Raw genomic sequence first — 12,201 nt, 5'->3', positions numbered from 1 at the left:
GATTTGCCGGAGGATTTCATGGATCTCAGTCTGACCCGCCGCATGCTGATAGGCTCAGCATTGTGGCTGCCTGCGATGGGCTTGCCCGCGCTGGCGATTCCCGCCAATGCTGAGGAGGGGGCCGAGGAGGGCGCCAAGGAGAGTGCTGAGGAGGGCGACGACAATATCGACCGCCGCCTTGCCGCTTTGGAAAAACGCACCGGCGGCCGCCTCGGCGTCTCGGTGCTCGACACCCAGACGAGCATCACCTTCGGCTACCGCGGCAGCGAGGCCTTCCCGATGTGCAGCACCTTCAAGGCGCTGGCCGCCGCTTTTGTGCTTGCCCGGGCCGACAAGGGCGAGGAGAACCTCGACCGGCGGGTGAACTACGGCAAGGACAAGCTCGTCGACTATTCGCCGATCAGCGAAAAACATGCTGGCACCGATGGCATGACCATTGCCGAACTCTGCGAGGCGGCGGTGACCGTCAGCGACAACACCGCCGGCAACCTGCTGCTCGAAAGTTTCGGCGGTCCGGCGGGCCTGACCGATTGGCTGCGCTCGATCGGTGACGGCACCACCCGTCTCGACCGCACCGAGCCGACGTTGAACGAGGGCCGGAAGGGCGATCCGCGCGACACGACGACCCCGGATGCGATGCTCGACACGCTCGGCAATCTGACGCTCGGCTCGGTCCTGGCCGAGGCCTCCTCAGACAGGCTGATTGCCTGGCTGGTGGCAAGCACGACCGGCAAGGAACGGCTGCGGGCCGGCCTGCCGGCGGATTGGAAGGTCGGAGACAAGACCGGCACCGGCCAGACCGGCTCTCTCGGCGATATCGCAGTGATCTGGCCGCCGGATCGCGGTCCGATCGTCGCAGCCGTCTATATCAGCCAGGCGACCGTGCCGGCGAAGGAGCTCAACCCCCTCTTTGCCGAAGTCGGCCGCATGATCGTCGAGATGGTGTGAATCATGAAAATGCGAAGGGCATCATCGACAGCTGTCCGGTTCGCGTCGGAATACCCCTCTCCAACCCCTCCCCACAAGGGGGAGGGACTAACCTGAGGCGAGATCCTGCCACCAAAATACGCTGCCACACGCTGCATCGTCAGGAATGAAATGCAACGGGCGCCACACGGCAGCCCCTCCCCCTTGTGGGGAGGGGTTGGGGAGGGGTCTTCTCAAAGGCGGGCAATTCGAAATGCTCCCGCTCAAGCAGCCGGAACCTCTTCCGCCGTCTCGGTGCCGTCATCCTCGATGCCGGCCATCTCGCGCTTGATCTGCTCGGCGATTTCCTTCTCAATTGCGGCGCGCTGGTCGGCCGGCATGGCGGCCAGATCGGCCTCGGTCAGATCGTGCTGCTCGAGGTAGCGGGCCCGGATATATTCCGCCGGCGTCATGTTGCCCCATTTGGAGAATTCATTGACCAGGGAATCATGCGCAGCACTCGCCGCCACTTCTTCGTCGGATGGCGGGTTGATATAAGGGCCTTCGCTGCTTTGCAGCGCCCAGATCGTATTGGCGATCGAAGGCGGCGTGCTGCTGGGTTCGAGACCGGGCGCGGCATTGGGCGTCGTTTTGGTGAAGTCCGTCGTCTGCTGATTCTTGGATTTGGCCGACTGATCGAAAAGACCGCCGATGCCGTAATAATTGCGAATATTGCTAGAGATTTCCATAAAAACTCTCCCCGAAAACCGGGGAGAGAATGAAGCGGTAAACCTGCGCAGAGCTTGCGGGAAGTTTCGCGTCACGGCAACGTATAGGCGATCACATAATCGCCGGGCTTGGTGCCGACCGAGCCGTGGCCGCCGGCGACCATGACGACATATTGTTTGTTATCATCCGCCATATAGGTCATCGGCGTCGCCTGGCCGCCGGCAGGAAGCCGTCCCTGCCAAAGCTCGCGCCCACTCGTCACGTCATAGGCGCGCAGGTAGTTGTCGACCGCGGCGCCCAGGAAGGCGACGCCGCCCTTGGTCAGCATCGGCCCGCCGATGCCGGGCACGCCCACCTTGAAGGGCAGGGGCAATGGCGTCATGTCGTGCACGGTGCCGTTCTTGTGCATATAGGCGATCTTGCCGGTGCGCAGATCGACGCCGGCGACATAGCCCCATGGCGGCGCCTGGCAGGGGATTTTGAGCAGCCCGAGGAAGGGACCCATGAAGACGCCGTAGGGCGCGCCGTCATTGCGGTTGAGCCCCTGTTCGCTGCCCTTCTCGTCCTGGCCTCTCGGCGGAATATCGGCGGCCGGCACCAGGCGCGAGGTGAAGGCGAGATAGGTCGGCATGCCGAACATGATCTGCCGCTCCGGATCCACCGCCACCGAACCCCAGTTGAAGGTGCCGAAATTGCCGGGATAGACGATCGTCCCTTTAAGCGAAGGCGGCGTATAACGGCCCTCATAGTGGTAGCGGTGGAAGTCGATACGGCAGGCCATCTGATCGAACAGCGACACGCCCCACATGTCCTTTTCCTGGAGCGGCTCGGGCGAGAAGGTGAGGTCCGAGATCGGCTGCGTCGGCGAGGTATGATCGCCCGAAACCGCTCCGTCAGGCGCCGGGATTTCCTTGATCGGGATGATCGGCTCGCCGCTGCGCCGGTCGAGCACATAGATATCGCCCTGCTTGGTCGGGCCGACCAGGGCCGGAACCACGGTTCCATCCTGCTTGGTCAAGTCGATCAGCGCCGGCTGGGCCGGCACGTCCATGTCCCAGAGATCGTGGTGCACCGTCTGGCGCACCCAGCGTAGCTGGCCGGTGGCGATATCGAGCGCGACGATCGAGGAGGAGAATTTCTCGACATTGTCGCTGCGGTTGATGCCGATCTGGTCGGGCACCTGGTTGCCGAGCGGGATGTAGACCATGCCGAGCGCCTCGTCGACGCTGAAGACCGACCAACTGTTCGGCGAGTTGGTCGTATAGGTCTGGCCGGCGGTGATCGGCGTCGTCGCGTCGGGATTGCCGGAATCCCAGTTCCAAACCAGCGCGCCGGTGTTGATGTCGAAAGCGCGGATGACGCCGGATTGCTCCTCCGTCGAATAATTGTCGTTCACCGCCCCGCCGACGATGATCTTGCCCGCCACCGCGACCGGCGGCGAAGTGGAATAATAATAGCCGGCCGGATTGTAGCGCATGCCGGTTTCCAAATGCAGCACGCCCTGGTCGGCAAAGCTGGTGCAGACTTTCCCGTCCGCCGCATCGAGCGCAATCAGCCGGGCGTCTGATGTCGGCAGGTAGACGCGCTCGGCGCAGGGCTGGCCGGCGGCAACGGCAGGATCGGCATAATAGGTGATGCCACGGCAGGTCTGATGCTGCCGGTCGGGGTTCATGCCGGAGTTGGCGTCGTATTTCCATTTCTCCTTGCCGGTCTTGGCGTCGAGCGCGATCGCCCAGTTATGCGGCGTGCAGAGATAGAGCGTGTCCTTCACCTTGAGCGGCGTCACCTGATAGGTCGTCTCGCCGACATCGTCCGGCCGCTTGACGTCGCCGGTCTGGTATCGCCAGGCTTCCTTGAGGGTGGAGACGTTCTCGGCGGTGATCTGGTCGAGCGGCGAATAGCGCTGGCCGAAGGGCGTGCGGCCGTATTGATGCCATTCGCCATCCGGCACGCTGCCGCCGAAGGCGGGATTGGCGGCGACCGTATCCTTAGGCAGCTCGCCGGCGAGATCATGCGGGTCAGTCGTCATCGAATAGAGAGCGACGAGGATGGCGAGAATGACAGGTACGGCGAGCGGCCAGGGGTTTGCGGCGTAGGTGATGCCCGTCGGGCTGCGCAGGCCGAGCGGCCGCCGGATCCACGGCGTCAGCAGCCAGAGCCCGAGCAGGATGATCATGCCGCCGCGCGGCCCAAGCTGCCACCAGTCGAAGCCGACCTCCCAGATCGCCCAGGCAAGTGCCGCGACGACCAGCACTGCATAGACCCAGAGCGCCACCGCCTTGCGCATCAACAGCAGCCCGGCGGTAATCAGAAACATCAGCCCGGCGAATAGATAGAAGACGCTGCCGCCGAGCGTGACGAGCCAGAGCCCGCCGCCGCCGAGAGTGAGCCCGATGATGATGAAGAAGATGGAGGTTACGATGATCGCCATAAGGCTGTCTCCCGCTGAGGTTAGCCGGGGTGAAGGATCGGCGGAAAAGCCCCGCCGATCAGGCAGATAGCGCGAAGGAGATGCCTTTCAACGGCCACAATTGCCGCAGGCCAGCTACAGCGCCGCGCGTCTTTTAAGACGCGCAAAAGGACGCTGTAACACTTTGAATGCTGCATAATTCCTCAAATCGGAATCGATTTGAGGAATTATGCAGTCGGTCCGAATCCGCCGAATTGGGCTTGATGCAGCCTGGCGTAGCCGCCTTCGTGCGCCAGCAGTTGGCTGTGCGTGCCCTGTTCGACGATGCCTGACGTTCCCACCACGACGATGCGGTCGGCATTGCGGATGGTGGCGAGCCGATGGGCGACGACCAGCGTGGTGCGTCCCTTGGACAGTGCCGACAGCGACTGCTGGATGGCATATTCGGTCGCCGAATCAAGCGCTGAGGTGGCTTCGTCGAGAATGAGGATCGGCGGGTTTTTCAGGAAGATGCGGGCGATCGCCAGGCGCTGCTTCTGCCCGCCGGAAAGCTTGACGCCGCGTTCGCCGACGACGGTATCGAGCCCGTTCGGCAGCGACAGCACGTATTCGTCGAGCGCGGCGCGCCGCAATGCGTCGATAATCGCCGCGTCGTCGGCGCCGAGCCGGCCATAGGCGATATTGTCGCGGATGGTGCCGCCGAACAGGAAGACGTCCTGGGCGACGATGCCGATCTGCGAACGCAGCGATTTCTGCGTCATGTCGCGGATGTCGATGCCGTCGATCAGGATCGAGCCGGAATCCACCTCGTAAAAGCGCGGCAGCAGCGAGCAGATCGTCGTCTTGCCGGCGCCGGACGGGCCGACGAAGGCGATCGTCTCGCCGGCCGCGATCGAAAGGTCGAGCCCGTCGAGCACCTTGCCGTCGCCGGTATAGCCGAAGCTCACATTCCGGTAGACGATGTTGCCGGCAAGGTGATCGACGCTGATCGCGTTTACCCGGTCGGCGATATCAGGGGCGGTGTCGATCAGCTGCGTGAAGCGCTTGAAGCCGGCGATGCCCTTCGGATAGCTTTCCAGCACCGAGGTGATCTTGTCGATCGGCCGGAAGAACACATTGACCAGCAGCAGGAAGCCGACGAAGCCGCCATAGCTGAGTTCGCCCGATATCACGAACCAGGTTCCCGATATCATCACCACCAGCTGCACGAAGCGCGTGCTGAAATAGCTGAGCGTGATGCTGGCGGTCATATAGGCATAGGCGTTGAGTTTGGTTGCCCTGTAGCCCTCGTTGTTGCGGGCGAACAGATCCCGTTCATGATCCTCGTTGGCGAAAGCCTTGACGACGCGGATGCCGCCGACGCTCTCGTGCACACGTGTATTGAACTCGCCGACCTGCCGGAACAGGTCGCGCCAACTGAGCGTCATCTTGGCGCCGTAGCGGCTGACCAGCCAGGTCATGAACGGCACGATGGCGGTCGTCAGCAGCGCCAGCTTCCAGTGCACGGTAAACATCAGCACGAAGGCGCCGATGAAGGTCATGATCGCGATGAACAGGTCTTCGGGACCATGATGGGCGACTTCGCCGACTTCTTCGAGATCCTTGGTCACATGGGTGATCAGGTGACCGGTCTTGTTGTTGTCGAAATAGCGGAAGGACAGCTTCTGGATATGGTCGAAAGCCTGACGGCGCATATCGGTCTCGATGCCGATTCCGAGCGCATGGCCCCAATAATTGACCACCGCCATCAGCGCCGTGTTGAACAGGTAGATGATGAGCAGCAGCCCGGCCGTTGCCGCAATCAGCCACCAGTCCCGCTGCGGCAGCAGGGTGTCGACGAAGAGCTTGACGGCGATGGGAAAGCCGAGTTCGAGCAGCCCGGCAACGACCGCGCAGCCGAAATCGAGAAAGAACAATTGCTTGTAGGGACTGTAGTAGCGAAAGAATCTGAGCAGCATGGACGGCCCCACGGGAAATACGAAAGGAGGCGCCGCTCCTGGTCAAGAACGCTGTAGCGGCGGCGATCCCGCAAGGACAGTCCTATTCGTCGCAGGCCGGATGGAAGCGGATCGTTGTGGCGCAACTGCCGCACCCAAACGATCAAGGCGCCTGTCACGTTCCGCAGAAGGTCGCAAGCACCCGTTCGCTGGGCTTCGGCGGTTCCCTATAGGCGGCAAAGCCCGGCTGGTCCTCATAGGGTTTCGAAAGCACGCTCAGCAGCGCCTCGAACAGCGAGAAATCGCCGTTCTCGACGGCGGCCTCGATCGCCTGTTCGACCCGGTGATTGCGTGGAATGAAGGCCGGATTGACGCTGCGCATGGCAATGGCGCGCTCGGTGGCCGTCTGCGGATCGCGTGAGAGCCGCTCTCGCCACTGCGTGAGCCACGCGCCGCAGGCGTCCGGCTCGCGGAAACTTGTGGCAAATTCAGGCTCTGCGGCATCATCGCCGGCAAGGTCCGACAGCCGCCGAAAGGTCAGGGTGAAATCGGCGCCCTGCGCCTGCATCAGCGACAGCAGCGCCTGCACCAGCTCGAGATCGCCGTCCTCTTCGCCGGCAACGCCGATCTTATCGCGCATGCCGGCCAGCCAATGCGCCTGGAACCGTTCGCCGTAGCTCTTGATCACCGCATTGGCCTTGTCGACCGCGCTGTCGGGCTCGGCGTCGATCAGCGGCAGCAGCGTTTCGCCGAGCCTTGCGAGGTTCCATTGGCCGATGCCGGGCTGGTTGGCATAGGCGTAACGCCCATGCTGGTCGATCGACGAAAAGACGGTCGCCGGATCATAGGTATCCATGAAGGCACAGGGGCCGAAATCGATCGTCTCGCCGGAGACGGTCATATTGTCCGTATTCATCACGCCATGGATGAAGCCGACATGCAGCCAGCGGGCAATCAGCGCCGCCTGGCGCTCGGAGACCGCTTCGAAGAGCGCGAGATACGGGTTCTCGGCCTCTTTCAATGCGGGATAGTGCCGGTCGATCACATAATCGGCCAGAGCCCGCACGCCGTCGGTATCACCCCTGGCCGCGAAGTACTGGAACGTGCCGACGCGGATATGGCTGGCCGCGACGCGGGTGAAGACCGCGCCCGGCAGCACCTCTTCGCGATAGACCGGCTCGCCTGTCGTCACCGCCGCCAGCGCCCGCGTGGCGGGAATGCCGAGCGCAAACATCGCCTCGCTGATGATATATTCCCTGAGCACCGGCCCGATTGCCGCCCGCCCATCGCCGCGGCGCGAAAAAGGCGTCGGTCCGGCGCCCTTCAGCTGGATGTCGTAGCGCTTGCCGCTGCGATCGACCACTTCGCCGAGCAGGATCGCCCGACCATCACCGAGCTGCGGCGAGAAGCCGCCGAACTGATGCCCGGCATAGGCCATCGCCAGCGGCTCGGCCCCTTCGGGAACGAGATTGCCGGAAAAGATCGCCGCACCGTCGCGGCGGAGGGCCTCGACGTCGAGCCCAAGCTCGGCGGCAAGCGCCTCGTTGAGCTTGATCAGCCAAGGCTCCGCCACCGCAGTCGGCGCTTGCGCCGCAAAGAAGTGTGGGGGCAAGCCGACATAGCTGTTGTCGAACGGAAAGGCCGCACCGGGCCGGTTTTTCTGCAGGGCGGAGGTCATGGTTCATAGGTAGGGCTAGGATGCATGCCGCGCAAGCCGGGCGATGAAGACCTTCACGAAGAACAGACCCATGCAAGGAATCGTGATCTGCCTTTACCTCTCGTCAAAGCAGCTTTGCCATAAACGACATAGCGCCGCCATGATCGCAGGCGTATAGCAAATCGTCTCCCCTTGGCTTTGCGCCATGTCATCCCCCGCGGCCTTGCTGCCTTGTGTGCTCCGCCGCGCCACCGCGAGTGATCCCGGACGATGTCGGATCAGATTTACCAGGCGCCGATGGTTCGGCGCGCCACGCCCAATTTCCGGGTGATCGCGATGATTGTCGCGAGTGCGATGCTGATGGAAAACATCGATGCGACCGTGCTTGCAACCGCGCTGCCGACCATGGCGCGCGATTTCGGTGTCAGCGCCCCGGCCATGTCGATCGCCCTGACCTCCTATCTCCTGAGCCTTGCGATCTTCATTCCCGCGAGCGGCCGGATGGCCGACAGTTTCGGCTCCCGCACCGTTTTCCGCTCGGCCATCGCCGTCTTCGTCGTCGGCTCCATCCTCTGCGCGCTCGCGCCGACGCTGTCCTTCCTGGTGCTGGCGCGGCTGCTGCAGGGCATCGGCGGCGCGATGATGATGCCGGTCGGGCGCCTGGTGCTGATGCGCAGCGTCGACCGCAAGGATATGGTCAGCGCCATGTCCTGGCTGCTCGTGCCGGCGCTGATCGGCCCGATCGTCGGCCCGCCGCTCGGCGGCTTCATCGTCACCTATCTCGACTGGCGCTGGATCTTTTATATCAACGTGCCGATCGGCATCATCGGTATGATCTTCGTCTCGATCTACATCGACGAGGTGAAGGGAAAGGCAAGCGGTCCGTTCGATACGATCGGCTTCATCCTCTCGGGCATCTCGCTCGGCTCGCTGCTCTTCGGCTTCGAAATGTCGAGCCATGAGGGCGAGGGTGCGTTTTCGATCTTCCTGATCGCGCTTGGCCTGCTCTTCGGCATCGCCTATCTCAGACATGCCCGCAAGCACCCGTCGCCGATCATGGATTTCTCGCTGATGAAGGTGCCGAGCTTCGGCACGTCGGTCATTGCCGGTTCGCTGACGCGCATCACGCAAGGAGCGCAGCCCTTCCTGCTGCCGCTGCTCTTCCAGATCGGCTTCGGCCTGTCTGCCGCCGCGGCCGGCCAGATCATCATCGCGACCGCGCTTGGCGCTCTCGCCATGAAGCCGATGGCGAAGTTTGTCTTCCGCCGGCTGGGCTTCCGCAGGAGCCTCATCCTCAACGGTATCCTCGGGACGATCGGCTATGGTCTTTGTGCCGCCTTCCGGCCGGACTGGCCGATGCCGCTGATCTTCGTCGTCCTGGTGCTCAGCGCCTTCTTCCTGTCGTTCCAGTTCACGGCCTATAACACCATTGCCTATGACGAGATCAGCAAGGAGCGGATGAGCTCGGCCACCAGCTTCTACACCACCTTCCAGCAGTTGATGCTGTCGCTCGGCATCTGCATCGGCGCCTTGGCGCTGCACGGCTCCATGGCCTTCAATGGTGCCGAAACGCCGGCCCTTGGCGATTTCTCGGCCGCCTTCATCGTCGTCACGATCATCTCGATAACCGCGACCTTCTGGAACCTGCGCTTCTCGCCGACTGCCGGCGAGGAGATCACCGGCTACAAGGCCAAACAGAAAGGCGCCGTCGCCAAAGGCTGACGCCGCCTTTCCTTTCGTCAGAAGCCGGCAGGCTCCCGTAGCCGCCTGCGTCGCAAGGGCCGGCCCTCCCGCCGCTCCGCCTCGAGCCCGTAGGTCATCGGGCCGGGCAAGCCCCCGAAGGCGAGATCGCTATCTTGCAGCGCCACCTCCACGGCGGCCTCAGGCTCGGTGCGCCTCTGCCGTACGGTGATAAAAAGCCACAGATCGTGCCAGCGGCTCTCACGCATCATCATGCCCTCAATCGTCATTCTCTCCTCCCTCTCAGGTCGTCATGCCGCCTGCGGCAGGCATGCCTCGCAGATCGCCGCGACATGGCGGTGGTCGGTGCCGCAGCAGCCGCCAAGCACGCGCACGGCAGGCATGCGGTCGATGAGCTTGCGGTAGCGGCGTCCGAGATCTTTGGGATCGCCCGCATCCAGCGTTTCGCTATTGTCCAACTGCTCATGGCTCATGGTCGAGGCATTGGCGCGGATGCCGGAAATGCGTTTCACCCAGGCACTTCCAGGATCGAGCGCTGTTTCGAAATGCGTCGGATGGGCGCAATTGATCATGTAATAGGCCGGCGCTCCGCCGGTCGCCGCATCCGTCGTCTCGATCGCGTCCTGAATGCTGCGGCCCGTCACCAGCCGGCCATCCGTCTCCAGCGTGAAGGAGATGGCCGAGGGCATGCCGAGCGACTGTGCCGCCCGCGCCACGCCGATCGCCTCGTCGATATTGGTCAGCGTGAAGGCGCTCACCATGTCGGCTTCCGTGCCGGCAAAAGTCCCGATCTGAAAGGCGTGGTAGTCTTCCGCTTCGACCGCATCCATGAAGCCTGCCTTGTAGCCGTCGCCGCGCGGGCCGATCGCGCCGCTGATGACGATCGGCTGCTCCGGCCGCTCATAGGCGCTGCGTAAGCCGACGAGCAGGTCGACGGCCTCCGCGTTGACCGCCTTCAGGGCTTCGCTGCTATAGCCGAGCTTCTGCCCCCAGTCCGGATTGGCCCGCCATGTGGCGGTGTCGAGCACGAAGCCCGTGCCGTGCCGCCGGGCGATATCGAGATAACGGCGATAGTAATTCCGCAAGCGCTGCCGCCCCTCTTCGGAAGCCAGCAATATGAAGGCGGCGAAATGCGGAAGCTCGATCCCTTCCTGGAAGATCATCGTCGTTTCCATGCCGCCATCGCTAATGAAGGTGCCGCTTTTGAGCTGCGGCAAACCGTTTCTGTACTTTGCCATTGTTGAAGCCTCTCCCTCGCAGCACCCCATTGGCTGCCGTCGATGAATGATGTTCTGGCGTTTAATCGGCTGCGAAACTAGACGACTTGCGGTATACTGCCAGCGGTTTTGGTTTTTACGGATTGATATCAATCGCTTGCTTCAACCGATCCTGCCCGGGGCGGCGGCAGGTCCGGTCGTGCAACACTGAAAACTGTACCGCCGGTACAGGAGGGGACATGCGAAAGGGCGAGGAAACGCGGACCCGCATTCTCGATGTGGCCGAAGCGGCTGTCTTGCAGAAGGGTTTCGGCGGCACCTCCATCGAGGAACTGATCGCCGAGACCGGCATCACCAAGAGCGGCTTCTTCTATCATTTCAGGGACAAGAACGAGCTCGCCAAGGCGTTGCTCAACCGCTACATCGAAAATGACGAGCGCATCTATGATGAGATCTTCAGCCGCGCGCGCGAGCTGACCGGCGATCCGCTGCAATCCTTCCTTCTCGGCCTGAAGCTGCTTTCCGAATTGCTCTCCGACCTGCCGAACGGCCATCCCGGCTGCCTCGTGGCAACCGTCTGCTATTACGAGCGGCTGTTCGACCGCGAGATACAGGAGACCAACCGGAATGCTGTGCTTGCCTGGCGCCGCCGCTTCGGCCTCATGCTCCGGGAGATCATGGCTGTCTATCCGCCGCGCGAACCCGTCGACGTCGACCAACTCGCTGACATGGTGTCCTCCGTCCTGGAAGGCGGCATCGTTTTGTCGAAGACGCTGAAGGAGCCGAACACGCTGGCCGAACAGGTGCTGATGCTCCGCACCTTCGTGAAGATGCTCTTCCTGCCGGTAGTGGAAATGCCGAGGGTGTCGGGCGGCTCAGCCTTTCATGGAAGCGCAGAACCGCACTAATTTCTTGAGCCCTCAGTTCTTGCCTTCCAGCGCCGCCGCCATTTCCGCGAGCTTGCGCACGGTGTTGAGATTGCGCGATGTTCCAGGCTTCAGCGCCGGCAGTTTCAGCTTCGAGCGGCCGGAACCATTGGGATAATGTACATAGATTTCCCGGCCGGCGAGCTTGGCCTCCTCGCCGTCGGGCGCCACCATCTTTTCCAGCGCATCGCCGGGCGCCTTTTCATGCAGAAAGTAGACGAGCAGGAAGTTCGGCTTGGCCTTGGGAAAGGGTGCGTCGGCGGCAAGCTTGTCGAGCTCTTTGCGGCTGCGCACCATCACCCCTGGGCGTTTGCCCATCGTCTTGCCGAGCGCCTCGTCGAGCCGCTCCTCCACCGTCTTTTCCGCCTCATCCGAGCGGAAAAGCACGTTGCCGCTCTGGATGTAGGTCTTCACGTCGGAAAAGCCGAGGCCTTCGCAGATCGCCTTCAGCTCAGCCATCGGCAAAGAGCCGGTGCCGCCGACATTGACGGCGCGCAGCAGGGCGATATAGACGGGCATTTCTCTCTCCCCTTGTACCGAGCCCGCATCTCCCCCACAGGTGGGGAGATTGGCTGGGCGCACGGCTTCCCCAAAACAATCGGCGCCAGCACGGCGAAACGATAGAGGGGCACGGCGTTCAAGCCACTTGTGATCTCCCCACCTGTGGGGGAGATGCCCGGCAGGGCAGAGGGGGGTGTCTCAGGCAAGGCCCCATCCA

General features: G+C 62.9%; 10 protein-coding genes. 3 read left to right on the top strand and 7 right to left on the bottom strand.

Annotation, left to right across the window (positions count from 1 at the left end; all coding sequences use genetic code 11):
* Positions 1–18 precede the first annotated feature (18 nt).
* Positions 19–948 (top strand): class A beta-lactamase, encoded by a 930-nt coding sequence (bla, locus tag A6U98_RS27495; RefSeq protein WP_064654118.1) that lies wholly within the window; start codon positions 19–21, stop codon positions 946–948.
* Between the two features lie 242 nt (positions 949–1,190).
* Here bla and A6U98_RS27490 read toward each other — a convergent pair whose 3' ends face one another.
* The 4 genes from A6U98_RS27490 to A6U98_RS27475 all read right to left on the bottom strand — a co-directional run bounded on the left by A6U98_RS27490 (position 1,191) and on the right by A6U98_RS27475 (position 7,660).
* Positions 1,191–1,655: a hypothetical protein gene (locus A6U98_RS27490; RefSeq protein WP_064654117.1), complete on the bottom strand. Its 465-nt coding sequence runs from the start codon at positions 1,653–1,655 to the stop codon at positions 1,191–1,193.
* Positions 1,656–1,726: 71 nt separating this feature from the next.
* Entirely contained in the window at positions 1,727–4,066 is a 2,340-nt protein-coding gene (locus A6U98_RS27485; RefSeq protein WP_064654115.1) for a glucose/quinate/shikimate family membrane-bound PQQ-dependent dehydrogenase, read from the bottom strand.
* 206 nt (positions 4,067–4,272) lie between these two features.
* Positions 4,273–6,003 carry an ABC transporter ATP-binding protein gene (locus tag A6U98_RS27480; protein WP_064654113.1) on the bottom strand — a complete coding sequence of 577 codons (1,731 nt, stop codon included), beginning with the start codon at positions 6,001–6,003 and terminating at the stop codon, positions 4,273–4,275.
* 154 nt (positions 6,004–6,157) lie between these two features.
* Positions 6,158–7,660 carry a protein adenylyltransferase SelO gene (locus tag A6U98_RS27475; protein ID WP_064654111.1) on the bottom strand — a complete coding sequence of 501 codons (1,503 nt, stop codon included), beginning with the start codon at positions 7,658–7,660 and terminating at the stop codon, positions 6,158–6,160.
* Between the two features lie 249 nt (positions 7,661–7,909).
* On the opposite strand from A6U98_RS27475, the gene A6U98_RS27470 reads away from it, so the two are divergent.
* Positions 7,910–9,361 (top strand): DHA2 family efflux MFS transporter permease subunit, encoded by a 1,452-nt coding sequence (locus tag A6U98_RS27470; RefSeq protein WP_064654110.1) that lies wholly within the window; start codon positions 7,910–7,912, stop codon positions 9,359–9,361.
* A 17-nt stretch (positions 9,362–9,378) separates the two neighbouring features.
* Here A6U98_RS27470 and A6U98_RS27465 read toward each other — a convergent pair whose 3' ends face one another.
* Both A6U98_RS27465 and A6U98_RS27460 read right to left on the bottom strand, forming a co-directional pair.
* Positions 9,379–9,609, bottom strand: coding sequence for a hypothetical protein (locus A6U98_RS27465; protein WP_064654109.1), 231 nt, complete (start codon positions 9,607–9,609; stop codon positions 9,379–9,381).
* Between the two features lie 21 nt (positions 9,610–9,630).
* The gene (locus A6U98_RS27460) at positions 9,631–10,578 is read right to left on the bottom strand and encodes a homocysteine S-methyltransferase family protein (protein ID WP_064654108.1); all 948 of its coding nucleotides are present in this window, start codon (positions 10,576–10,578) and stop codon (positions 9,631–9,633) included.
* Between the two features lie 218 nt (positions 10,579–10,796).
* Between A6U98_RS27460 and A6U98_RS27455 the strand changes: the two genes are divergently transcribed.
* Positions 10,797–11,465, top strand: coding sequence for a TetR/AcrR family transcriptional regulator (locus A6U98_RS27455; RefSeq protein ID WP_064654107.1), 669 nt, complete (start codon positions 10,797–10,799; stop codon positions 11,463–11,465).
* 12 nt (positions 11,466–11,477) lie between these two features.
* Here A6U98_RS27455 and A6U98_RS27450 read toward each other — a convergent pair whose 3' ends face one another.
* The gene (locus A6U98_RS27450; protein ID WP_064654106.1) at positions 11,478–12,002 is read right to left on the bottom strand and encodes a DUF1697 domain-containing protein; all 525 of its coding nucleotides are present in this window, start codon (positions 12,000–12,002) and stop codon (positions 11,478–11,480) included.
* Positions 12,003–12,201 lie beyond the last annotated feature (199 nt).

This window comes from Rhizobium sp. WYCCWR10014, from assembly GCF_001657485.1.
Classification (GTDB): Bacteria; Pseudomonadota; Alphaproteobacteria; order Rhizobiales; family Rhizobiaceae; genus Rhizobium.
The sequence above is the reverse complement of the archived record's forward strand: the minus strand, read 5'-3'. Positions and strand labels throughout refer to the sequence as shown.